Annotated in this window: 25 protein-coding genes; 23 read left to right on the forward strand and 2 right to left on the reverse strand. The window is 59.9% G+C overall.

Features of this window, described 5'->3' with window-relative positions; genetic code table 11:
• Positions 1–94 precede the first annotated feature (94 nt).
• Positions 95–454: a hypothetical protein gene (locus ACTNBK_RS03280; RefSeq protein WP_441143579.1), complete on the reverse strand. Its 360-nt coding sequence runs from the start codon at positions 452–454 to the stop codon at positions 95–97.
• Between the two features lie 96 nt (positions 455–550).
• Positions 551–838 (reverse strand): hypothetical protein, encoded by a 288-nt coding sequence (locus tag ACTNBK_RS03285; RefSeq protein WP_441143581.1) that lies wholly within the window; start codon positions 836–838, stop codon positions 551–553.
• A 254-nt stretch (positions 839–1,092) separates the two neighbouring features.
• Here ACTNBK_RS03285 and rplS point away from each other — a divergent pair, with 254 nt between their 5' ends.
• The 23 genes from rplS (at position 1,093) to ACTNBK_RS03400 (ending at position 22,307) form a co-directional block, all read left to right on the forward strand.
• Positions 1,093–1,434 (forward strand): 50S ribosomal protein L19, encoded by a 342-nt coding sequence (gene rplS / locus ACTNBK_RS03290; RefSeq protein WP_130850103.1) that lies wholly within the window; start codon positions 1,093–1,095, stop codon positions 1,432–1,434.
• Positions 1,435–1,589: 155 nt separating this feature from the next.
• A complete protein-coding gene (gene ylqF, locus ACTNBK_RS03295) occupies positions 1,590–2,462 on the forward strand; it encodes a ribosome biogenesis GTPase YlqF (RefSeq protein ID WP_441143583.1) in 873 nt (290 codons plus the stop codon).
• Positions 2,449–3,072 carry a ribonuclease HII gene (locus ACTNBK_RS03300; RefSeq protein WP_441143585.1) on the forward strand — a complete coding sequence of 208 codons (624 nt, stop codon included), beginning with the start codon at positions 2,449–2,451 and terminating at the stop codon, positions 3,070–3,072. Before ylqF ends, ACTNBK_RS03300 begins: the two co-directional genes overlap by 14 nt.
• Entirely contained in the window at positions 3,069–3,437 is a 369-nt protein-coding gene (locus ACTNBK_RS03305) for a YraN family protein (protein WP_441143587.1), read from the forward strand. The genes ACTNBK_RS03300 and ACTNBK_RS03305 overlap by 4 nt, the downstream gene beginning before the upstream one ends.
• Before the next feature lie 2 nt (positions 3,438–3,439).
• Positions 3,440–4,375: a dipeptidase gene (locus ACTNBK_RS03310; protein ID WP_441143589.1), complete on the forward strand. Its 936-nt coding sequence runs from the start codon at positions 3,440–3,442 to the stop codon at positions 4,373–4,375.
• Complete coding sequence (gene thrC, locus ACTNBK_RS03315; RefSeq protein WP_441143590.1) at positions 4,363–5,850, forward strand: threonine synthase; 1,488 nt, start codon at positions 4,363–4,365, stop codon at positions 5,848–5,850. Before ACTNBK_RS03310 ends, thrC begins: the two co-directional genes overlap by 13 nt.
• 21 nt (positions 5,851–5,871) lie before the next feature.
• The gene (locus ACTNBK_RS03320; RefSeq protein ID WP_441143592.1) at positions 5,872–6,561 is read left to right on the forward strand and encodes a metallophosphoesterase; all 690 of its coding nucleotides are present in this window, start codon (positions 5,872–5,874) and stop codon (positions 6,559–6,561) included.
• A gap of 110 nt (positions 6,562–6,671) precedes the next feature.
• Positions 6,672–8,081 carry a trigger factor gene (tig, locus tag ACTNBK_RS03325; protein WP_441143594.1) on the forward strand — a complete coding sequence of 470 codons (1,410 nt, stop codon included), beginning with the start codon at positions 6,672–6,674 and terminating at the stop codon, positions 8,079–8,081.
• Between the two features lie 82 nt (positions 8,082–8,163).
• A complete protein-coding gene (clpP, locus tag ACTNBK_RS03330) occupies positions 8,164–8,754 on the forward strand; it encodes an ATP-dependent Clp endopeptidase proteolytic subunit ClpP (protein WP_130850095.1) in 591 nt (196 codons plus the stop codon).
• A gap of 150 nt (positions 8,755–8,904) precedes the next feature.
• Positions 8,905–10,221 (forward strand): ATP-dependent Clp protease ATP-binding subunit ClpX, encoded by a 1,317-nt coding sequence (gene clpX, locus ACTNBK_RS03335; protein WP_130850094.1) that lies wholly within the window; start codon positions 8,905–8,907, stop codon positions 10,219–10,221.
• Positions 10,222–10,285: 64 nt separating this feature from the next.
• Positions 10,286–12,694 carry an endopeptidase La gene (gene lon / locus ACTNBK_RS03340; RefSeq protein WP_441143597.1) on the forward strand — a complete coding sequence of 803 codons (2,409 nt, stop codon included), beginning with the start codon at positions 10,286–10,288 and terminating at the stop codon, positions 12,692–12,694.
• Positions 12,695–12,707: 13 nt separating this feature from the next.
• Complete coding sequence (gene yihA / locus ACTNBK_RS03345; protein WP_441143599.1) at positions 12,708–13,307, forward strand: ribosome biogenesis GTP-binding protein YihA/YsxC; 600 nt, start codon at positions 12,708–12,710, stop codon at positions 13,305–13,307.
• On the forward strand, positions 13,304–14,062 hold the full coding sequence (locus ACTNBK_RS03350) for a fumarylacetoacetate hydrolase family protein (protein ID WP_441143601.1): 759 nt from the start codon (positions 13,304–13,306) through the stop codon (positions 14,060–14,062). The genes yihA and ACTNBK_RS03350 overlap by 4 nt, the downstream gene beginning before the upstream one ends.
• A 76-nt stretch (positions 14,063–14,138) precedes the next feature.
• Positions 14,139–14,867: a tyrosine-protein phosphatase gene (locus ACTNBK_RS03355; RefSeq protein WP_441143603.1), complete on the forward strand. Its 729-nt coding sequence runs from the start codon at positions 14,139–14,141 to the stop codon at positions 14,865–14,867.
• Positions 14,860–15,537: a site-2 protease family protein gene (locus ACTNBK_RS03360; protein ID WP_441143605.1), complete on the forward strand. Its 678-nt coding sequence runs from the start codon at positions 14,860–14,862 to the stop codon at positions 15,535–15,537. The genes ACTNBK_RS03355 and ACTNBK_RS03360 overlap by 8 nt, the downstream gene beginning before the upstream one ends.
• A 21-nt stretch (positions 15,538–15,558) precedes the next feature.
• Positions 15,559–16,356 (forward strand): segregation and condensation protein A, encoded by a 798-nt coding sequence (locus tag ACTNBK_RS03365; protein ID WP_441143607.1) that lies wholly within the window; start codon positions 15,559–15,561, stop codon positions 16,354–16,356.
• Between the two features lie 52 nt (positions 16,357–16,408).
• Positions 16,409–17,047, forward strand: a complete 639-nt coding sequence (gene scpB / locus ACTNBK_RS03370) for an SMC-Scp complex subunit ScpB (RefSeq protein ID WP_441143769.1) — start codon at positions 16,409–16,411, stop codon at positions 17,045–17,047.
• A gap of 6 nt (positions 17,048–17,053) precedes the next feature.
• A complete protein-coding gene (locus tag ACTNBK_RS03375; protein ID WP_441143609.1) occupies positions 17,054–17,710 on the forward strand; it encodes a DUF2953 domain-containing protein in 657 nt (218 codons plus the stop codon).
• The gene (ytfJ, locus tag ACTNBK_RS03380) at positions 17,685–18,095 is read left to right on the forward strand and encodes a GerW family sporulation protein (RefSeq protein WP_130850088.1); all 411 of its coding nucleotides are present in this window, start codon (positions 17,685–17,687) and stop codon (positions 18,093–18,095) included. Before ACTNBK_RS03375 ends, ytfJ begins: the two co-directional genes overlap by 26 nt.
• A 97-nt stretch (positions 18,096–18,192) precedes the next feature.
• Positions 18,193–19,293, forward strand: coding sequence for a D-alanyl-D-alanine carboxypeptidase family protein (locus ACTNBK_RS03385; RefSeq protein ID WP_441143611.1), 1,101 nt, complete (start codon positions 18,193–18,195; stop codon positions 19,291–19,293).
• Between the two features lie 34 nt (positions 19,294–19,327).
• Positions 19,328–20,023, forward strand: coding sequence for a pseudouridine synthase (locus ACTNBK_RS03390; RefSeq protein WP_441143613.1), 696 nt, complete (start codon positions 19,328–19,330; stop codon positions 20,021–20,023).
• Between the two features lie 165 nt (positions 20,024–20,188).
• On the forward strand, positions 20,189–21,058 hold the full coding sequence (locus ACTNBK_RS03395) for a MurR/RpiR family transcriptional regulator (RefSeq protein ID WP_441143615.1): 870 nt from the start codon (positions 20,189–20,191) through the stop codon (positions 21,056–21,058).
• Between the two features lies 1 nt (position 21,059).
• Complete coding sequence (locus tag ACTNBK_RS03400) at positions 21,060–22,307, forward strand: NAD(P)/FAD-dependent oxidoreductase (RefSeq protein ID WP_441143617.1); 1,248 nt, start codon at positions 21,060–21,062, stop codon at positions 22,305–22,307.
• The last annotated feature ends 17 nt before the right edge of the window (positions 22,308–22,324 follow it).

Genomic DNA, 22,324 nt, shown 5'->3' on the forward strand with positions numbered 1-22,324 from the left:
TAAATGTTTCCTGTTTCTTCATCCCCATACACCACCATTGCGTTGATAGTGTTATTATCCCACATCCGGAGCCTTTATGGTAGTGCGGATTAAATCAGAGATTCCCTAGAATACCGGTATGGTCATCATAGGCCACGTCCAGACGGGTCATATGTAGCTGGTTGGAGTGGATGAAAGAGAGCAGATCTTCCCACCGGTTGGGCAGCGTGGTGAGATCCTCAAAGTTCCGGCAACCCTGACCGGACATTTCACACCACACGCCCATGTCCTCACGGCCATTAAAATGTACGGAGATACAGCCGAAATACAGACGATTCATATAGCCACGGGCACCTTTGGTCTCTGTCCAGGGACAATGAGACAGACCCAGAGCGTCAATGATCTCTTCCGGCGTGTGGATCTTGCTGGTGAATGACAGCCAGTCATAGATCACCACGTTTTCCTGATTGTCCATAATCGGCCCCCCGTTTGCTCTCTTGTAGGTTGTGCCCCCCTGTTAGCGGAGGGGGCCTCCGGCCGGGAGCGACCCGGCCGGAGGTGAACGATTCACTTACTCGTCTACCGCTGCCATGACGACCCGCTTCTTGTCGTCGAAAAACAGCTTCACGCGGGTACCGGGCTCCAGATCCTGCCAGACATCAGCGGAGACGCACTTCTTCTTCTCCGCCTTCATCCCGGACGCCTGATAATCCTCCGACACATAGGAGCTGACCGGAGACAGCACATACATGTTGTGATAAGGCATCTTCGCACCTTTATCCGTCTCAAACATGCCGGACGCCCAGCCCAGGAACACATATCCCTCATAATCCGTACTGACAGTGAATTCCTTGCCCATATAGAGCCTTCCTTCCTGGGGCTATACCCCTATATAAATTTTGGACAAGCGGACCTAGGAACCCAGGAACGCTTGTCCAATTACATATTAGAACTTGCCGAGAGAGAAAAATGGAAAAATAGACTTGCATTTTTCTGCTTTCCATGGTATCATATTTTGGCTTTGATAAAGGGTGGTCCTCTGCGGTGCCGCTCCCGAAAGGGAGGAGCGGCGGTAAAGCCGGCACGAACGCCTATAAACAGGAGGAAGTAAAAATGGATCTCATGCAGAATTTCAATGAGAAGTACCTGAAGGCCGAGCCCCCCAAGGTGGAAGTGGGCGACACCGTCCGGGTGCACATCAAGGTCAAGGAAGGTAACCGTGAGCGTATCCAGGTCTTCGAGGGCACTGTGATCGCCAAGAAGCACGGTGGCATCGCCGAGACCTTTACCGTTCGCCGTGTCTCCTACGGCGTCGGCGTGGAGAAGGTCTTCCCCCTCCACTCTCCCGTCATTGAGAAGATCGAGACCGTTCGTACCGGTAAGGTGCGCCGGGCTAAGCTCTACTACCTGCGTGACCGTGTGGGCAAGAGCGCCAAGATCAAGGAGAAGCTGTAAGAAAATCCTTACGGAAAAGGAGCGGTTCGCCGCTCCTTTTTTGTATTCTTTTTCAAAAAGGCAACAGAACTCTTTTCATTTCGCCTGAAAGTGTTGTATAATAAACTCCAATATGGCGCGAAGGCGCAAGATTGCGGAGGAAGGAGCGAAAGGGCTTGAATATCCAATGGTATCCTGGCCACATGACCAAGACCCGCCGGATGATCGAGGCGGATCTGAAGCTGGTGGACCTGGTGGCGGAGGTCATCGACGCCCGTATCCCGCGGTCCAGTCGGAATCCGGACATTGATGAGTTGGTGGGGAGCAAGCCTCGGCTCATCGTCCTCAACCGGGCGGATCAGGCCGACCCGGCACTGAACAAGGCCTGGGGCAAATGGTTCCGGAACCGGGGCTGCGCCGTGTTGGAGACCGACAGCAAAACGGGAAAGGGTGTGGATCAGTTCTCCAATGTGGCAAAGGCGGCCCTGAAGGAGCAGATCGCCCGGTGGCGGGAGAAGGGCCAGGTGGGCCGCCCCGTCCGGGTGATGGTGGTAGGTGTGCCTAACGTAGGAAAATCCACCTTTATCAATAAGGTGGCCAAACGCAAGTCGGCCAAGGCCCAGGACCGCCCAGGCGTCACCCGGGGCAAGCAGTGGGTGGCGGTAGATGCTGGCCTGGACCTGCTGGACACCCCAGGCATCCTCTGGCCCAAGTTCGAGGATCAGGAGGTGGGCCGCCGTCTAGCTTATGCCGGCGCCATTAAAGACGACATCATGGACGTGGAGGAGCTGGGCTGTACCCTGATGGAGGAACTGGCCGACCGATACCCTCAGGCTCTGGCTGACCGCTATAAGCTGACCCCGGAGCCGGGCACCCCCGGCTGGGAGCTGCTGGAGGCGGCTGGCCGGAAGCGCGGCTTCCTTATCTCCGGGGGCGAAGTGGACCTCAACCGTATGGCGAGAGTGCTGCTGGATGAGTTTCGAGGCGGCAAGCTTGGGCGCTTTACACTTGAGATACCGAAAGGAGTCGAAGAAGATGGAACAGACTGATCTCTGGGCCATCGAGAACCAGTGCCGGCAGGAGGGTGCCCTGATGGTGTGCGGCGCCGACGAGGCGGGGGCTGGTCCTCTGGCCGGGGATGTGTACGCTGCGGCGGTGATCCTGCCCTGGGGATGGGTCCCGGAAGGCCTCAACGATTCCAAAAAGCTGACCCCAAAGCAGCGGGACCGGCTGTTTGATGAGATCCGGGAGAAGGCGGTGGCCTGGTCGGTGACCTCGGTGGATGCGGCCACCATCGATGAGATCAACATCCTTTCTGCCCGCCTGCTGGCCATGGACCGGGCTATCCGGGGCCTGGACCCGGCGGCGGACTTTGCCCTCATCGACGGGAATCGTGACAAGGGAATTTCCTGTTCACACCGCACCGTCATTAAGGGAGACAGCCTCAGTGCCAATATCGCGGCGGCCTCTATTCTGGCTAAAGTGAGCCGGGACCGATACATGGAGGAGATGGCCAAGGCGTACCCGGAGTACGAGTTTGAACGCCACAAGGGCTATCCCACCAAGCGCCACTATGAACTGTTGCGGCAGTACGGTCCCTGTCCCATCCACCGGAAGAGCTTTCTCAAAAAGTTTTATGCCGGCGGTGAGATACCGTGACGGGGGGAGACCGGCGGCTGCTGGGCCGCTGGGGAGAGACCCAAGTGGCGGATTGGCTACGAGTTAGGGGCTGGCGAGTTGTTTCCGCCGGCTGGCGGTGCCGCTTCGGTGAGATCGACCTGATTGCAGTAAATGACAAGTATATTATCTTTACAGAAGTGAAGCTAAGGAAAAGTGCCGCGTTTGCTCCGGCTAAGGCCTTCGTGGACCGGGGAAAGCAGGAGCGGGTGCGGATATCGGCCCAGCTTTACCTGCAGGAACACCCTACTGAGCTCCAGCCACGCTTCGACGTAGCGGAGGTCTACGCCCCGGAGGGTACAGCCACCCGTAAACCGGAAATCGACTACATAGAGGATGCGTTTTAGCCATGGATCTGTTTGACGGACACTGTGATACCATATTAGAATGTTACCTGGAGGGCGGCGGGCTTCGACGCCAGACGGGTCACTTGGACCTGGAGCGTCGGCAGGGCAAGGGCCGCTGGGCCCAGTTTTTTGCCACCTTTGGTTCCCCAGAGGACATGCCGGGCCGGTCGCTGTGGGAGGTCTTTCTGGAGGAATACGCCCTCTTTCGAAGCGAGATAGATGCCAATGCCGATCTGGTAGTCTTCTGTCGGACCGGCGCTGAGGCTGAGGCGGCCTTTGCCGCTGGAAAAACGGCGGCCTTTCTGTCTGCGGAGGGTGCAGAACTTCTGGACTGTGATCTGGAAAAGCTTCGAATGGCCCATCGGATGGGGGTCCGCATCGTGAACATTACCTGGAACCACCCCAACGCCCTCTCTGGTACCAATGCCGAGAAGCAGGACCGGGGCCTGTCTGAACAGGGAAGGGCCTTTGTGAAGACGATGGGAGAGTTGGGGATGCTGGTAGACGTATCCCACCTGTCTGATCCTGGTTTCTGGGATGTGATGGAGATCACCGAACGGCCGGTAGTGGCCACCCATTCCAACTCCCGGTCCGTATTTCCTCATCCGAGGAACTTGACCGATGAGCAATTTACTGCCATAATAAACACCAATGGGGTAGCCGGCCTCAACATGTACGCCGGCTTCCTGGGAGATGACCCGGATTTTGACACGGTGGTCTCCCACCTGGAGCACTTCCTCGCCCTGGGCGGGGAGAATAACGTGTCCATAGGCGGCGACTGGGACGGGATCACCAGTATGCCTCGGGGCATGAACGGCATCCAGGACATGGAAAAGCTCTATGAGCACCTGCTCCGGCGCAATTACAGCGAAGCGCTGCTGGAGAAGGTCTTCTATTCTAATCTGATGAGGGTCGTGAACGAAGTATGCAGTATGTAAGCACAAGAAACAAAAACCAGAAATGCAGCGCGGCCCAGGCGATCGCCCAAGGGCTGGCCCTGGACGGCGGTCTGCTGACGCCGGAAGTGCTGCCCAAGCTCTCTCCCAACGGACTAAAAACCATGACCGATATGTCCTATCAGCAGCGGGCGGTCTTTGTGATGGGCTCTTACCTGGATGACTTCACGGCCTCTGAGCTCTCCGCCTATGCCACCCGGGCCTACGGTCCCGATAAGTTTGATACCAAGGCTGTGGCGCCGGTACGGCAGCTGGACGACAAGACCTACTGCCTGGAGCTTTGGCATGGACCCACCTGTGCCTTCAAGGATATGGCCCTTCAGATGCTGCCCCACCTGCTATCGGCTTCTCTGAGCAAGAATGAGGAGCAGAAGACGGTGTGCATTCTGGTGGCCACCTCCGGAGATACCGGAAAGGCCGCCCTGGAGGGCTTCAAGGACGTGGACCGGACCCGTATTCTGGTGTTCTATCCCAAGGACGGCGTCTCCGACATCCAGCAGCTCCAGATGCAGACCCAGGAGGGGGACAACGTGGGTGTCTGCGCCGTGGTGGGCAACTTTGACGATGCTCAGACCGGCGTGAAGCGACTCTTCTCCGACGCAGCCCTCCGGGACACCCTGGCCGGGCGGGGCTATTTCTTCTCCTCGGCCAACTCCATCAACTGGGGCCGAATTCTGCCGCAGATCGTCTATTACATCTCGGCCTACTGCGATCTTCTCAAGGAAGGTAAGCTCCAGAAGGGTGACCCTATCAATGTCTGTGTACCCACAGGCAATTTTGGCAACATCCTCTCAGCCTACTACGCTAAGCAGATGGGGGTGCCCATTCACAAGCTGATCTGTGCCTCCAACCAGAACAACGTCCTCACCGACTTCATCAAGACCGGCGTCTACGACCGGAACCGGCCTTTCTATAATACCATGTCCCCCTCCATGGACATCTTGATCTCCTCCAACCTGGAGCGGATGCTCTTCGAGTTCACGGAGCGGGACGATGTGGCCGTGAAGGAGTACATGTCCGCTCTGGCCTCCGAAGGCCGCTACGAGGTCAGCGAGAAGGTGAAGAAGCAGCTGGACAAAAACTTCGCCGCCGGCTGCTGTGGGGACGCCGAGACCCAGGCCATGATCGCCAAGATGTGGAAGGGCAAGAACTACCTCATTGACACCCATACCGCCGTGGCCTTCCACGTGCTGGAGGAGTACCGCCGGGAGACCGGGGACGACACCCCCACCGTGGTGGTGTCTACCGCCAGCCCCTTCAAGTTCTGCGACAACGTGCTGGGCGCTCTGGGCGTCACCGACCTGGCTGCTGGCACCGATATTCTGGACCAGCTCTCCAAGGTCACCGGCGTGCCGGTGCCCGCCCCTCTGGCCAATCTGAAAGGGAAGGAGATCCGCTTCCAGCAGGTCACCGAGAAGGAGAACATGTCCGACCGGGTGCTGGAGATGCTCCGGTAAGGTGGAGAAGGAGGTAGACCCATGGCTCTATTCGCCTTGGGCGACCCCCATCTCTCCCTGGGGGCCAACAAGCCCATGGATGTCTTTGGAGGCGCCTGGGAGGGATATGTGGAAAAACTCTCTGCCGGCTTTGGCGTGGTAGGGGGGGAGGATACGGTAGTCCTGTGCGGGGACATCTCCTGGGGGATGAGCCTGGAGCAGGCCAAAGCCGACTTCGCCTGGCTGGATGCCCTGCCGGGACGGCGGAAGCTCCTTTTGAAGGGCAACCACGACTACTGGTGGACCACTGCTTCCAAAATGAAAAAGTTTTTTGTCGAGAACGGCTTCCAGACCCTGGACATCCTCCACAACAACTGTCACTTCTACGGGGACATCGCCCTGTGCGGCACCCGTGGATGGTTCTATGAGGAGGACCAGCAGGGGCACAACGAAAAGGTCTTCAACCGGGAGCTCATCCGTCTAGAGGCATCACTGAAGGCGGCGGGGGACAAACCCAAGCTGTGTTTTCTCCACTACCCGCCTCTCTACCAGGGCTATACCTGCCCTGAGATCCTGGCACTGCTGGAGCGCTACGGGGTGGAGCGGTGTTTCTACGGCCACCTCCACGGGGGCAGCCACCGGCTGGCTATCGAGGGAGAGCGCAATGGGGTGGACTACCGCCTAGTGGCCGCCGACTACCTGCGTTTCGTGCCCAAACTGGTGCTGCCGTAAAGCCCCAAAGAAGAATTTTTTCGATTTTGAAAAAAAGAGTGGAAAAGTCCGAAAAGATTTGGTACTATAGATAGGATTCTGATATTACACATTCAGGAGGAAGTAAGTAGATGAACGTCAAGAGTAAAGAAAATCAGGAGAACAGCGCCGTCGAGCTGGTCATCGAGGTGGGCGCCGAGGAGTTTGAGGCCGCGGTGGACAAGGTCTATCGCAAGAACCGGAAGAGCATCGCTGTCCCCGGCTTCCGGAAGGGCCATGCCCCCCGGAAGATCATTGAGGGAATGTATGGCTCCGGCGTGTTCTATCAGGACGCCATCGACGAGCTCTATCCTACCGCTTATGCCCAGGCCGTGGAGCAGGAGGGCCTGGACCCCGTGGCCTACCCCAAGGTGGAGGTCCTGGAGGTGGGCAAGGATGGCTTCACTTTCAAGGCTCTGGTCACCGTTCGTCCTCCCTTTGAGATCGGCAATTATAAGGGCCTGACTGCCTCCAAGGAAGAGGTGGAGATTACCGCCGAGGACGTGGAGAACGAGCTCAAGCCCTACATCCAGCGGGCCACCCGTCTGGTGAACGTGGAGCGCGAGGCCAAGGAGGGCGACACCGTCCTCATCGACTTCGAGGGCTTCAAGGACGGCGTGCCTTTCGAGGGCGGCAAGGGTGAGAACCACGCTCTGGAGCTGGGCTCCCACTCCTTTATCCCCGGCTTTGAAGAGGGCGTTGTGGGTATGAAGCCCGGTGATGAGAAGGACCTGAACGTCACTTTCCCCGAGGAGTATACCCCCGAGCTGGCCGGAAAGGACGTGGTCTTCAAGGTGAAGGTCCACGAGGTGAAGGAGCCCCAGGCCCCTGTGGTGGACGACGAGTTCGCCAAGGACGTGTCCGAGTTCGACACCCTGGAGGAGTTCAAGAAGGATCTGGAGAGCAAGCTGCGGGAGCGCCGTGAGCACGCTGCCCAGCACGCTTTTGAGGATGCTGTTACCGACGCCCTGATCAGCGAGCTGAAGGTGGAGCTGCCTCAGGCCATGATCGATTTCCGCGGTGATCAGGTGCTCCAGGAATATGCCAACCGCTTTGAGCGCCAGGGCCTGCCCTTCCAGCAGTACCTGCAGATGACCGGCCAGACTCTGGACGCCATGCGTGAGCAGGCCAAGGCTGCCGCTGAGCACCAGATCAAGATCGAGATGGCGCTGGATGCCGTGGCCGCTGCCGAGAACATGACCGTTACCGATGAGGAGCTGGAGACCGAGTATAAGGCTCTGGCCGAACAGTACGGCATGGAGGTGGACCAGGTCAAGGCTGCTGCCGATGCTGAGGATGTGAAGGCTACTCTCCTGCGCCGGAAGGCCATGGAGCTGGTGAAGGCTGAGGCCAAGGCGGAGAAGCCCAAGAAGACCACCAAGAAGAAGGCCGCCAAGGAGGAGGAGCCCGCCGCTGAGGGTGAGGCTGCTCCTAAGAAGCGCGCCACCCGCGCCAAGAAGGGTACCCCTGACAAGGCCGAGGAGTCCGCAGAGAAGGAATAACCTTCCTCCATTCGGGCATACTTTCCAGCGTACACTGTTTTTGGCCCGGAAAGGGCCAGTGGAAAAAGGAGATTTTATCGCTATGTTCCAATCCAGCCTCGTACCCTATGTGGTGGAGCAGACCAACCGGGGAGAGCGTTCCTACGACATCTTCTCCCGGCTGCTCAACGACCGGATCGTCTTCCTGGGTGAGGAGGTCAATGCCACCACCGCCAGCCTGGTCGTGGCCCAGCTTCTCTACCTGGAGGCACAGGACCCAGACAAGGACATCCAGTTCTACATCAACAGCCCCGGCGGTTCTGTCACCGACGGCATGGCCATCTATGATACCATGCAGTATGTCAAGTGCGATGTGTCCACCATCTGTATTGGTATGGCCGCCAGCATGGGTGCCTTCCTGCTCTCCTCCGGTGCCAAGGGCAAGCGCTTTGCCCTGCCCAACGCGGAGATCATGATCCACCAGCCTTCGGCTGGCACCCAGGGCCAGATCACGGACATGGCCATCCACCTCAAACGGCTGGAGATCATCAAGAAGCGGATGAACCACATCCTATCCGAGAACACCGGCAAGCCCATCGAAGTGGTTACCGCCGACTGCGAGCGCGACAACTTTATGTCCGCCGATGAGGCCGTGTCCTACGGCCTCATCGACAAGGTCATCACCAGAAAGTGATGAAGACCGTCCCGGACGGCTCTGCCGGACCAGGACGGAGTGGAAAGGGGAGCGGAGACCGAGGCCTTCGCTCCTCTTGACCACGTTTCGGGGCGTGGCATTGCCATGCCTGACCCTGGGCCATTGGGCCCAAACAAAGAGGTGAAACCCATGCCTAAAAACGACGACAAACGGTCGGTCCGCTGCTCCTTCTGCGGCAAGCACCAGGAGCAGGTGGCCCGGATCATCGCCGGACCTGGGGCTTATATCTGCAATGAGTGCGTCCAGCTGTGCATGAGCATTCTGGACGAAGCGGGCGACGAGCCTATCGAGGACCGGGCCGACATCCCAGATGTGATTCCCACTCCCCGTGAGATCCGGGATGTACTGGATGAGTATATCATTGGTCAGGAGGCAGCCAAGGTAGCGCTCTCCGTGGCGGTCTACAACCACTATAAGCGCATCTATTTTGGCGGCGGAGACGATGTGGAGCTTCAGAAGAGCAATATCCTCCTCATGGGTCCCACAGGCTGCGGCAAGACCCTCTTTGCCCAGACTCTGGCCCGGATTCTGAAGGTGCCCTTTGCCATTGCCGATGCCACCACTCTTACCGAGGCTGGCTATGTGGGCGACGATGTGGAGAATATTCTTCTTCGTCTGGTCCAGGCGGCTGACTACGACATTGAGCTGGCCCAGCGGGGCATCATCTACGTGGATGAGATCGACAAGATTGCCCGGAAGAGCGAGAACACCTCTATCACCCGGGACGTGTCCGGCGAGGGCGTCCAGCAGGCTCTGTTGAAGATCCTGGAGGGTACCGTGGCCAACGTGCCCCCTCAGGGTGGTCGTAAACACCCTCACCAGGAATTTATCCAGATCGACACCAAAAACATCCTCTTCATCTGCGGCGGTGCCTTTGACGGCATTGATAAGATCATTGAGCAGCGCCTGGACAAGAAGTCTATTGGCTTTGGGGCTGAGATCGAGAGCAAAAAGGAGCGGGATATCTCGGCGCTTCTGCGGGAAATCCAGCCCCATGACCTTCTGAAATTCGGCATTATCCCCGAGCTGGTGGGGCGTCTGCCCGTCATCACTGCCCTCCAGTCCCTGGGGAAGGAGCAGCTGGTGCGTATTCTCACCGAGCCCAAGAACGCCTTGGTGAAGCAGTACAAGAAGCTGCTGGAGTATGACGAGGTAGAGCTGGAGTTCCAGCCTGAGGCCCTCACCGCGGTGGCTGAGAAGGCCATTGAGCGTGGCATCGGTGCCCGTGGGCTCCGGGCGGTGCTGGAGGAGGTCATGACTCAGGTCATGTACGACGTGCCTTCCGATAGTACTATTGCCAAAGTGATCATCACCCCGGCTTGTGTCACCGACCGGGCGCAGCCGGAGCTGATCCGGGATCCGGACCGGCCCGCCCGTCCCCGTCTGGGCGGCGCGGCTCTCCGGGCCGAGCACGGAGGTCTGCGGACCCAGAGCAACGTATCTTAAAAAAGCGAAAGAGCAGGACGGGGGCATGTCTCCCGTCCTGCTTGTTTTTAGGAAGTGATCCGAGATGACCATTGAACCCAATACCATTACCACCATGCCGGTGCTGGCGCTCCGGGGCCTTACTATTTTTCCTAATATGCTCCTCCACTTCGATGTGGGCCGGGGTGCCTCCATCAAGGCTCTGGATGAGGCCATGACCGAGGGCCAGCCCATCTTCCTAGTAGCCCAGCGGGACCTCACCGTGGAAGAGCCAGGGGAGAAGGACCTTTATACCGTTGGTACCGTCTCCAATGTCAAGCAGATCCTACGCCTACCGGGGGACAACGTGCGCGTCATGGTGGAGGGCTCCTCCCGGGGCCGTCTGCTGAGTCTGGGCAAGACCACACCCTTCCTTCAGGGTGAGGTGGAGGTGCTCGCTTTGCCGGAGCACACCCGGAACACCCCCCGGACCGAGGCCCTCATCCGCAGTACTTATGAGCTTTTTGAGCGCTACGCCGAACTCTCTCCCCGGATGACCGGCGATGTGCTCATCAGTGTGCTTGCCAGTGAGGACCCTGGCTATATTGCCGATTATATCGCCCAGAACATCGCTATGCGGGCTTCAGATAAGCAGGCCATCCTGGAGGAGCTCCAGCCTGTGCGGCGCCTCACCAAGCTGGCCCACGCCCTGAGCCGGGAGGTTTCCATTCTGGAGCTGGAACAGGAGGTCCAGTCTAAGGTCCGGGAGCAACTGGCCGACAACCAGCGGGACTATGTTCTGCGTGAGCAGCTCAAGGTCCTCCGACAGGAGCTGGGAGAGAGCGAGGATGGCGACAGCGAGCAGGATGAGTACCGCGCCCGTATCGAGAAGGCGGGACTCCCTGAGGAGGTTGCCAAGAAGGCGGAAAAGGAGCTCTCACGGCTCTCCAAGCAGCCCTTCGGCTCCGCCGAAGCCACCGTCATCCGAAACTACCTGGATGTGCTGCTGGACCTGCCCTGGAACAAGCGCACCAAGGAGCGTACCGACGTGGCAGCAGCTCGGAAGATCCTGGACGCCGACCACTACGGCCTCCAGAAGGTGAAGGAGCGCATCCTTGAGTTCCTGGCCGTACGGCAGCTGGCGCCGGAGCTCAAGGGTCAGGTAATCTGCCTGGTGGGCCCGCCAGGTGTGGGCAAGACATCCATTGCCATGTCTGTGGCCCGGGCCACCGGCCGGAAGCTGACCCGGATCTCTCTGGGCGGCGTCCACGACGAGGCTGAGATCCGGGGCCACCGGAAGACCTACGTGGGTGCTATGCCCGGCCGTATCATCGACGGCATTCGCCGGGCTGGGAGCTGCAACCCACTGCTGCTGCTGGATGAAATTGACAAGCTGGCCTCTGATATCCACGGCGACCCAGCCTCTGCTCTGCTGGAGGTGCTGGACGGAGAGCAAAACAGCACATTCCGGGACAATTTCCTGGAGGTGCCCTTCGATCTCTCTGAAGTCTTCTTCATCACCACCGCCAATACCACTGACACCATTCCCCGGCCGCTGCTGGACCGGATGGAGGTCATTGAGCTCTCCAGCTATACCGATGAAGAGAAGCTCCAGATCGCCAAGGAATATTTGCTGCCCAAGGAGCGCAAGCGCCACGGCCTGAAGAAGACTCAGCTCAAGCTCACCGACGACGCCATCCGGGCCCTCATTACCGGCTACACCAGGGAGTCCGGCGTCCGGGTGCTGGAGCGCCGGATCGGCGCTCTGTGCCGCAAAACCGCCATGAAGATCGTCTCCGGAGATGTGAAGCAGATCTGCCTGACAGCCTCTGACCTGGAAGGATTTTTGGGACCCAAGCCCTATCATCCGGACCGCCGGGAGACCGAGAGCCTGGTGGGTGTGGTCAACGGTCTGGCCTGGACTCAGGTGGGGGGCGAGATGCTCCAGGTAGAGGTCAACGTGGTGCCCGGTACGGGCAAGGTGGAGCTAACCGGTAATCTGGGCGACGTGATGAAGGAGTCTGCCAAGGCGGCCCTGAGTTATATCCGCAGCCGGGCTCAGCGCCTGGGCATCGACGAGGACTTCTACAAGACCAAAGACATCCATGTCCACTTCCCGGAGGGCGCCGTGCCCAAGGATGGCCCCTCGGCTGGCATCACCATCACAACTGCCATGGTCTCCGCTCTCACCAATACGCCGGTGCGGCAGGACGTGGCAATGACAGGCGAAGTTACTTTACGTGGTAGAGTGCTACCCATCGGAGGCTTGCGGGAGAAGACCATGGCCGCCCTGCGCAATGGCATGAAGACGGTCCTCATCCCCGCAGAGAACGTGAGTGACTTAGAGGAGATCGACCAGACCGTCCGTGCGGCGCTGAAGTTCGTGCCTGTAGAGCAGGTGGATCAGGTGCTCTCGGTGGTTCTGGAGACGGATGGGGCTCAGGCTCTGCCTGATCTAGAGGCATTGTCTGAGCCCGTTCAGGGGACGGTGCGCTCTCTGGATTTGAAGCAGTGATGGGGGAGGAGCCATGATCAATTTACAGATGGCGGAATTTATCCGCTCCGCAGCCAAGAAAGAGGACTTTCCTCGAGACGGGCTGCCCCAGATTGTTTTTTCCGGCCGCTCCAATGTGGGCAAATCCTCGGTGATCAACCGTATTCTGGGCCGCAAGAACTTTGCGCGGGTGGGCAGTGCGCCGGGGAAGACCACTCACATCAACTACTTCAAGATCGACGGGAAATTCTATCTGGTGGACCTGCCGGGCTACGGCTACGCCAAGGTCTCCCAGGCGGAAAAGGCCCGGTGGGGCCGGCTCATCCAGTCCTGGTTCGACGACCCCAGCCTCATGACCCTGGGGTGTATGCTGGTGGATGCCCGGCACAAGCCCACGGCGGACGACTGCACCATGGGCAACTGGTTCAAAGAGACCGGCCGGCCCTTTGTGGTGGTGGCCAACAAGCTGGACAAGCTGAAGAAAAGCGAGATCGAGCCCAACCTCCAGCGCATCCGTGAGACGCTGGAGCTGGACGAATCTGTAAAGGTAATTCCCTTCTCAGCTGAGAAGGGAGAAGGCCGAGACGCCCTGCTGGGTGAGTTGGCTGAGCACATTGGGGAGGGATTCCGATGAGATATGTCCGCGTGGAGCGGCTGGGCAAGGTCCGCTGGGGGGTGCTGGACGGAGAGGTGGTCCACACCCTGAAATACCCCCCGTATGCCGGGGATACCGAGTATTATGACGGCAAGACCTGGGAGCTGGAAAAGTGCCGGCTCCTGGCCCCCTGCGAGCCGGGGAAGATCGTGTGTGTGGGCAAGAACTACAAGGACCACGCCGAGGAGATGGGAGAGGGCGTGCCCGAGCAGCCCATCCTCTTTATCAAGACCCCCAATTGCGTCAATGATCCGGAGGGGGAGGTCCACGCCCCGGATTTCGTCAGGCGCCTGGACTATGAGGGTGAGCTGGCTATTGTTATGAAGAAGCGGGCCAAGGACCTGAAGCCTGACGAGGTGTGGAACTACATCCTGGGCTTCACCTGCCTCAACGACGTCACCGCCCGGGATGTCCAGAAGGGGGATGGCCAGTGGACCCGGGGCAAGTGCATGGACGGCTTTGCCCCGGTGGGACCGGTGGTCACCGACGAGGTGGACCCCACTGACCTGATTCTGGAGACCCGTCTCAACGGCAAGACGGTCCAGTCCTCCCGGACGTCTCTCTTTATGACCAAGATCCCCGAGATGCTGGCCTTCATCACCGCCTCCATGACCCTGGAGCCCGGTGACCTGGTGTCCACTGGCACTCCTGCCGGCATTGGCCCCATGATGCCGGGCGACACTGTGGAGGTGGAGATCCAGGGCATCGGTACCCTGCGCAGCCGGGTGGTGTGACCAGCTCAACCTTGTGCTTTTGGGCACAAACTGATATACTTAATATAATGTCGAACCAATGAAAGGGGGCGGAGCTATGCTGCGACACATCCCACTGGGAAGAATGTATAATCTACGGGATCTGGGTGGCTACCCCGTTCCCGGGGGTGGGAAGACGGCCTGGGAGAGGCTCCTTCGGGGAGATAACCCTGAGCACCTGACAGAGGAGGACTTGCGCTGGCTTCTAGATCGGGACATCACCACGGTGGTGGACCTGCGGAACGAGGCGGAAACCGGACGCAAGCCCGACCAGTTGGCCTCTCAGCCCGACTTTCACTACTTCCACTGTCCTCTCCTGACGGAGGGAGACGGTATGCCCAACCTGGAGACAGATGTGGGGCGGGGTTATTTTCGGATGCTGGAGGGCTCCGACTTGGTGGCCAAGGCCCTGAGGACGGTGGCAGCCGCACCCGGCGGCGTCCTCTTCCACTGCACGGCGGGAAAGGACCGTACTGGTCTGATGGCCGCTCTGCTGTTGGGCCTTGTCGGCGTGGAGCGGGCCGATCTGCTGGCCGATTACCAGGTGTCAGAAACTTATCTGGCGGATGTCATCCATCATATCAGAAAAAAGGTCCCGGACCTCTCAGCATTTGCTGGAGCCTCTAAGGCGGAGTATTTGGGCGACTGTCTGGATCTGCTGGAGGAGAAGTACGGCTCTGTCTCAGGTTATCTCCGGGCCATTGGCTTAACGGAGGGGGAGCTCGCCACCCTGCAAAGGAAACTTCTGACTCAGGACGACCCAAAAGGAGGTCCGGTGTTTGGTTAATTTTTCCAATTTTGCGCAACATATGGACTGGGCGGGCCTAGTTGACCTATTGTTGTCAGTTGCGGCTATCTTACTGTGCCTGACGGTCCACGAGACCTGCCACGGTCTGGCGGCCTGGGCCCTGGGGGACCCAACCGCCAAGCGGCTCCACCGGCTCTCCCTCAATCCCCTGCGGCACATTGATCCCTTTGGCGCCCTCATGATGCTGGTAGCCGGCTTCGGCTGGGCCAAGCCCGTGCCGGTGGACCCGCGGTATTTCCGAAATCCCAAGCTAGGTATGGCCATCACTGCACTGGCGGGTCCGGTCTCCAATCTGGGCATGGCCTATCTGGCACTGCTGCTCCGGGCAGTCCTACTGGCCTTATACCACCACAGTTCCGCCCTTCTGGAGGGGGTTATCGGCTTCTGTGAGACTCTCGCTGTTCTCAACGTGGGTCTGGGCATCTTCAACCTGATCCCTTTCCCGCCGCTGGACGGCTCCAAGGTGCTGGGTGCCTTTTTGCCTGACCGGGCCTACTATCAGCTCATGCGCTATGAGCGGTGGGGAATGCTTGTTCTCATGGTGCTGCTCTGGCTGGGGGTGTTCAGTGCCCCTCTAAGTGCCGCACGGACCTGGGTGCTGGACCTGCTGCTCCGGGGAGCGGCCTGGCCCTACTATCTGCTCACATAAGACGAAAGGAAGAGGACGCCGTTGGACGGACCCATCTATCATCTGGAAAAAGTGGTGAAGGCCAAGGCGGAGGACCTGGAGGATTTCACCGGCCCTCTGGACCTCATCCTGGCCCTGCTGAGCAAGAACAAGATGGAGATCAAAGACATCCAGATCTCCGTGATCCTGGACCAGTACCTGGACTGGATGGACCGGCGGAAGGAGCTGGACCTGGAGGTGGCCAGTGAGTTCGTCACCATGGCGGCCCAACTGGTCTTTATCAAGTCTCGGATGCTCCTCTCCATCCACGATGAGGAGGCCCTTTCCGAGATGGAACAGCTCATCGCCTCCCTGGAAGCCCACCAGCGCCACGAGGACTATTTAAAAATCAAGGCAGTGGTGCCGGAGCTCTCCGACCGGTTTGAGCTGGGCAGGGACTACATTACCAAAGGGCCGGAGGCCATGCCTGCCGACCGGACCTACTGCTATGTCCACGATAGGGACGATTTGCGTCGGGCCATGCTGGCAGTACGGGAGCGGATGGGTACCCTGCTGCCGCCGCCGGTGAGTGCCTTTGACGGCATCGTGGGTCGGGAACCCTACCCGGTGTCGGAGAAGGCGGCTGAGCTTATCCAGCGGCTGGTCCGCTTTGGTGTTACCCGGTTTCAGGCCCTGTTCCAGGGCAACCGGAGCCGCTCGGAGGTGGTGGCCACCTTTATCGCCGTGCTAGAGCTGTGTAAGGCCAGGCGTATCCGTCTGGCGGGCACTGATACCGACTGCACGGTGACCTGTACCGGGGAAGGGGAGACCCAGATGGAGTTCTCCACCGACGCCTACTGACACACGGAAGGGGGAGGAGCCTTTGACAGATTTGAAAGAGCTCGAATCGGCCATGGAGGGCATCCTGTTCGCCGCCGGTGAGCCGGTGGGCGTGGAGCGGCTGTGTCTGGCTCTGGAGATCGACCGGGCCACGGCGGATGCGGTGGCCCAGAAGCTGATGGACGATTACAGCTACCACCGCCGAGGCATCCGGCTGGTGCGTCTGGACACCAGCTACCAGCTCTGTTCGGCGCCGGAGCATGCCGACCTCATCCGTAAGACCTTTGAGAGCCGGCGTCCGCCGAAGCTGTCTCCGCCTGCCCTGGAGGTGCTAGCCATCATCGCCTACTACCAGCCCACCACCCGGGCCTATGTGGATCAGGTCCGGGGTGTGGACAGCGCCTACACCGTGGGCCTGCTGCTGGACCGGGAGCTCATTGAGGAGTGCGGCCGGCTGGCCGTGCCCGGGCGGCCCATCCTCTACCGGACCACGCCGGTCTTCCTGCGCTCCTTCGGCCTGAGCAGCCTGGACGAGCTCCCCGAGCTCCCTGCCGCCGCGCCGGAGGAGGGTCAGCTGAGCATGGATATGCAGGCGGCCCTGGAAAAGCTGCGTGACCTGCGGGAGGAGGGCGAGGAGCCCACCGAAGAGGAGCTGCGCTCGGCGGCGGAGACTCTGGCCCGGGCGGAGATGGGCGCCGGGGAGGGAGGCTGAGGCCGTGTGATCTGGGTGATCCTGGCGTGTATCCTGGCCGCTTTGATTCTGATATCCCTCATCCGGGTCGGAGTGAGGGCGGAATATGACGGCGGGCAGCTCACCGTTCACCTCCGGGCGGGACCGGCGGCGCTGCGGGTCTATCCTTTGAAACAAAAGAAAAAGAAGCCGGGAAAGTCCCAAAAGCCAAAGCCGCAGAAGAAGAGGGAGGAGGCTGAGCCGGGCAACGGTGAGAGGCTGTCCCTCCTCTGGGAGCTGCTGCCGGTGGCCCTGCGGGCGGCGGGCAGCCTCCGGCAAAAGATCTCTGTGGACCTGCTGGAGGCCCACATCCTGCTGGCCGGCAGTGATCCGGCCTCTGTGGCGGTGGCCTATGGCAGCGCCAACGCCATCATCGGTATGGTCCTGCCCCTTTTGGAGCAGAATTTCCATATCCGCCAGCGCGACATTCGAACGGCGGCAGATTTTCAGCGGGCTCACTCGGAGGTGCAGGCCAAGGCGGCCCTGTCCCTGACCGTGGGGCAGGGAGTGGCTTTTGCGTTGTGCTTCGGGTGGCAGGCGCTGGGTGTGCTGCTCCGCTGGCGGCGGCAGAACGAGACGGAAAAAACGGCCAAACACACAACAGAAAGGGCGGTACCATATGGAAAAGAACCATCCCATCAGTGAGCTCATGTCCACTACCATGCAGAAGATCCGGGAGATGGTGGACGTCAACACCATTGTGGGCACTCCCATCCACACCGACGACGGCGTGACCCTCATCCCGGTGTCCCGGCTGTCCTTCGGCTTCGCCTCCGGCGGCAGTGATTTTACCACCAAGAACCAGAAGCCGGACGCTGATAACTCCTTCGGCGGCGGCAGCGGCGCCGGCGTCAACATTGCTCCGGTAGCCTTCCTCATCATCAAAGGTGACTCTGTGAAGCTGCTGCCTGTGGCGCCTCCCGCCGGGAACGCGGTGGACCGAGTGGTAGAGCTGGTGCCTGAGATGTTCGACAAGGTCACTGGCTTTATCGAGAAGCAGGACAAAGAAAAGAAGGAATTCGCAGAGTAATTAGCCCCCACATCTGTGACTGACCGGAGCGGTGAGCGGGATAATCCAAGAGAACGGCTGGCATACTAACGGCATCTATCTGTTGAGGTGATGCCCCTTGAAGTGCTTTGCCGCCCTTTTGCTGGCTTTATCTCTGCTCTGTCCCGCTGCCCAGGCGGCGGAGCCGGTCATATCGGCGTCCTCAGCCATCCTGGTGGATGCCGAGAGCGGCCGGGTCCTCTATCAGAAAGACGCCCACACTCGCCGAGGCATTGCCAGCACCACCAAGCTGATGACGGCCCTGGTGGCGGCGGAGTTGGTCACCGATCTGAGCGCTCAGGTGGAAGTCCTGCGGGAGGACACCCTTACCGAAGGTTCCTCCATGTATCTAAAGGTGGGGGAGACCGTCACGGTGGAGGCCCTCTTTTACGGCCTGCTGCTCCAGTCAGGTAACGACGCCGCTCTGGCTCTGGCCCGATACTGTGCCGGGGACGTGGAGTCCTTTGTGGCCAGGATGAACGAAAAAGCCCGGTCGCTGGGGATGTCTGACACACGGTTTGCCAACCCCAATGGCCTGGACGACGAGAACCATTACTCCACCGCTGCCGACATGGCCATTTTGGCGGCGGCCTGCATGGACAATGAGCTGGTGGCCAAGGTGGTCTCCACCAAGTCGGCCACCATCGGGACCAGGACCTTCGTCAACCACAACAAGCTGCTGAGCCTCTATCCCGACTGCGTAGGCATGAAGACAGGGTATACCCGTTCCTCCGGCCGAACCCTGGTGTCGGCCGCCCGGCGGGATGGCCAGCTGCTGCTGTGCGTTACCCTCAGCGATCCAGACGACTGGAAGGATCACGCCGCCCTCTTTGACTACGGCTTCGAAACCTATCCACGGTGTCTGCTAGCCAGTTCTGGTAAGACGGTGGGGCTGGTGAAGACCTCCGGGTCCCTGATACCCGCAGTCCCGGTGCGGACGGCGGAGGAGGTGTGGTACCCTCTGACAGAGTCCGAGCAGGTCCGGGCCGAGCTGAAGCTGCCCGATGATCTCCAGACACCAGTGGCCGACGATGTGCCAGTGGGTGCTCTGGTATTCACTCTGAACGGGGCAACCATCGGGGAGACCTCCCTGGTGTGCGCTGCCGGAGTTCATTCCGATCAGGCGCCTGAGGCCGGCCCTTTGGAGCGGCTCTGGTCCCTGTTCCCCTGGGCGGGGTAGCCCGCCCGTACATCTGAAGAAAGAGGTGCCCCTCATGGAGGAACGCCTGCAAAAGCTGCTCTCCGCCGCTGGACTCTGCTCCCGGCGGACTGCGGAGGACTATATCGAGGCCGGGCGGGTCACTGTCAACGGCCAGACCGCCAAGTTGGGCGACAAAGCCGATCTGACCCGGGACCAAGTGGCCCTGGACGGGGTGGAGGTGGGGCCGGCGGCAGAGCCGGTCTATCTCATGCTCAACAAACCCAGAGGCTATGTAACCACCCTCTCCGACGAGGAGGGACGGCCCACGGTGGCCCAGCTGGTGACCGACTGTGGGGTCCGGGTGTGGCCGGTGGGCCGGCTGGACCTGGACTCTGAAGGGTTGCTCCTCCTCACCAACGATGGCGAGCTCACCCACCGGCTTATCCACCCCAGCCATGAGGTGGACAAGCAGTACTTAGTGATGGTCACCGGGGACATCGAAGCCGCACTGCCAGTGCTAAACGGCCCCATGGAACTGGATGGTGTGGCTCTGGCGCCGGCGAAGGTGGACCGGCTGGGCCCCAATTTGCTCTCCTTCCAGATCCACGAAGGGAAGAACCGGCAGATCCGCCGGATGTGTCAGCAGGTGGGCCTGACGGTGAAAGCCCTGCGCCGGGTCCGGGAGGGTCAGGTCCAGCTGGGCGGTCTCAAGCTTGGGAAGTGGCGTTATCTCACCGACGAAGAGGTCGCTATTCTCAAGTCGCTGTGAGTATGCAGGAGGAGAGATCCCGCCTTGCAGATCGTGCTTGATTTTCCTCCCGTTTCCCGCTATGATAGTATCTGTTGGACCATTGTCGAAAACGGTATGTGTTCGCTGATCGGTCCGTACAGTAGCCCGGAATGCGCCGGGGAGGAAATGTGAGGGTACCCCTATATGTCAAGGGATGTTTTGACTGCCATCCAGAATCGGATGCCGACCTTTTCAAAAGGACAGAAGCTCATTGCCCATTTTATTTTGGACTCTTATGACAAGGCCGCCTTCATGACAGCCAGCCGTCTGGGTAAGACGGTCAATGTCAGTGAGTCTACCGTTGTGCGCTTTGCCGCCGAATTGGGTTACGACGGCTACCCAAGCATGCAGAAGGCCCTGCAGGAGATGATTCGCAGCAAGCTCACCTCCATCCAACGCATTGAGGTAGCCAACGACCGTATTGGGGACCACGACATCCTCTCCACCGTGATGCAGTCGGATATCGAGAAAATCCGCCTTACTCTGGAGGAGGCGGACCGCAGTGGCTTCAACCGGGCAGTGGACGCCATCCTGACCGCACGGCGGATCTACATTGTGGGGGCCCGTTCGGCTGCGGCTCTGGCCGATTTTCTGGGCTTCTATTTCAATCTGATTTTTGACGACGTGCTCCTCATCCGAACCACGTCGGTGAGTGAGACCTTTGAGCAGCTGCTGCGGGTGAGCCGTGAGGATGTGGTCATCGGCATCAGCTTTCCACGGTACTCTAGCCGGACAGTGCAGGCCATGCGCTTCGCCCGTGACCGGGGTGCCAAGGTGGTGGCGCTCACCGACTCGGAGACCTCGCCCCTGGCGGAGATGGCCACCGTCACACTCCTGGCCAAGAGCGACATGGCCTCCTTTGTGGACTCCCTGGTGGCGCCGCTGAGCCTTATCAACGCTCTTATCGTGGCGGTGGGCCGGCGGAAGAACGCTGACGTGGCTCAGACCTTTGCCACTCTGGAGCAGATTTGGTCAGAGTATGGCGTATATGAACAAGTAGAGGAAGAGAATTGATTTGACGCAGAAAGAAAAGCGTATCATTGTCATAGGGGGCGGCGCCGCGGGCATGCTCGCGGCGCTGACTGCTGCCCGGATGGGGGCATCTGTTACCCTCTTGGAGCGGAACCAGAAGGTGGGACGGAAGCTCTATATCACCGGCAAGGGCAGGTGCAACCTGACCAATGACTGCACTCCGGCAGAGGTGCTCTCCAATGTGCCTCGGAACGGTAAGTTCCTCACCAGCGCCGTCACCCGTTTCCCGCCCACTGAGGTCAAGGAATTCTTCACCGACTTGGGGGTGCCGCTGAAGACGGAGCGGGGCAACCGGGTCTTCCCGGTGTCCGACACGGCCGCTGACGTGGTGGACGCCCTCTTTTTTGCCTTGCGCCGGTCCGGCGTGGACCTGATTCAGGACCGGGCACGGGAGATTCTCACAGATCATGGAGCAGTCAGTGGGGTAAAGGGAGAACGGGGTAGCTATGCCGGCAGCGCCGTGATTCTGGCCACCGGCGGTGCGTCCTATCCGCTTACCGGCTCCACCGGGGACGGCTATGTCATGGCCGCCGCCCTGGGCCACACCATACTGCCCCCCAAGGCGTCTCTAATTCCCCTGGTGGTGGAGGGGGAGGAGTGCCCCAGCATGCAGGGCCTCTCCCTGCGGAACGTGGTGGTGAAAGTCAAAAACAAAAAGGGCAAGGTGATTTTCAGGGAGCAAGGGGAAATGCTTTTCACCCACTTCGGCCTCTCCGGTCCCTTGATTCTCAGTGCCAGTGCCCATATGCGGGATTTTGAAAAGGACCACTATACGGTGATCATCGATCTGAAGCCTGCCCTGGATGAAGTCGCTCTGGATGATCGCCTGGTGCGGGAGCTCACCGGACAGCCCAACCGGGCTTTTCATAATGTGCTGGAAACCTTGGCACCCAGGCTGCTGATTCCAGTACTGGCCAAGCGGGCGGACATCCCTTCGAATTTGCCTGCCAACGCCGTTACCAAGGTTCAGCGCCGCCGTCTGTTGGAGACGTTAAAGGGATTCTCCTTCCCAGTGGTGGGGCCTCGCCCGGTGGAGGACGCCATTGTCACCAGTGGAGGTGTCAAGGTATCCGAGGTAGATCCAAAGACCATGGGTTCCAAGCTAACGCAAGGACTTTACCTTGCTGGTGAGCTGCTGGACGTAGACGCCTATACCGGCGGCTTTAACCTCCAGATTGCCTGGTGCACCGGCCGCGCGGCCGGACAGGCGGCGGTAGAGGGGCTCCAATGACGGGGTCGAACAAATAG

The organism is Intestinimonas sp. HCP28S3_D6, from assembly GCF_052065695.1.
Classification (GTDB): Bacteria; Bacillota; Clostridia; order Oscillospirales; family Oscillospiraceae; genus Intestinimonas.

Bases quoted from the DNA above. Each gene is read 5' to 3' on its own strand.
- ACTNBK_RS03280 (WP_441143579.1), bottom strand. From the start codon at position 454: ATGGACAATCAGGAAAACGTGGTGATCTATGACTGGCTGTCATTCACC.
- ACTNBK_RS03285 (WP_441143581.1), bottom strand. From the start codon at position 838: ATGGGCAAGGAATTCACTGTCAGTACGGATTATGAGGGATATGTGTTC.
- rplS (WP_130850103.1), top strand. From the start codon at position 1,093: ATGGATCTCATGCAGAATTTCAATGAGAAGTACCTGAAGGCCGAGCCC.
- ACTNBK_RS03300 (WP_441143585.1), top strand. From the start codon at position 2,449: ATGGAACAGACTGATCTCTGGGCCATCGAGAACCAGTGCCGGCAGGAG.
- ACTNBK_RS03310 (WP_441143589.1), top strand. From the start codon at position 3,440: ATGGATCTGTTTGACGGACACTGTGATACCATATTAGAATGTTACCTG.
- thrC (WP_441143590.1), top strand. From the start codon at position 4,363: ATGCAGTATGTAAGCACAAGAAACAAAAACCAGAAATGCAGCGCGGCC.
- ACTNBK_RS03320 (WP_441143592.1), top strand. From the start codon at position 5,872: ATGGCTCTATTCGCCTTGGGCGACCCCCATCTCTCCCTGGGGGCCAAC.
- tig (WP_441143594.1), top strand. From the start codon at position 6,672: ATGAACGTCAAGAGTAAAGAAAATCAGGAGAACAGCGCCGTCGAGCTG.
- clpP (WP_130850095.1), top strand. From the start codon at position 8,164: ATGTTCCAATCCAGCCTCGTACCCTATGTGGTGGAGCAGACCAACCGG.
- clpX (WP_130850094.1), top strand. From the start codon at position 8,905: ATGCCTAAAAACGACGACAAACGGTCGGTCCGCTGCTCCTTCTGCGGC.
- lon (WP_441143597.1), top strand. From the start codon at position 10,286: ATGACCATTGAACCCAATACCATTACCACCATGCCGGTGCTGGCGCTC.
- yihA (WP_441143599.1), top strand. From the start codon at position 12,708: ATGATCAATTTACAGATGGCGGAATTTATCCGCTCCGCAGCCAAGAAA.
- ACTNBK_RS03350 (WP_441143601.1), top strand. From the start codon at position 13,304: ATGAGATATGTCCGCGTGGAGCGGCTGGGCAAGGTCCGCTGGGGGGTG.
- ACTNBK_RS03355 (WP_441143603.1), top strand. From the start codon at position 14,139: ATGCTGCGACACATCCCACTGGGAAGAATGTATAATCTACGGGATCTG.
- scpB (WP_441143769.1), top strand. From the start codon at position 16,409: ATGGAGGGCATCCTGTTCGCCGCCGGTGAGCCGGTGGGCGTGGAGCGG.
- ytfJ (WP_130850088.1), top strand. From the start codon at position 17,685: ATGGAAAAGAACCATCCCATCAGTGAGCTCATGTCCACTACCATGCAG.
- ACTNBK_RS03390 (WP_441143613.1), top strand. From the start codon at position 19,328: ATGGAGGAACGCCTGCAAAAGCTGCTCTCCGCCGCTGGACTCTGCTCC.
- ACTNBK_RS03395 (WP_441143615.1), top strand. From the start codon at position 20,189: ATGTCAAGGGATGTTTTGACTGCCATCCAGAATCGGATGCCGACCTTT.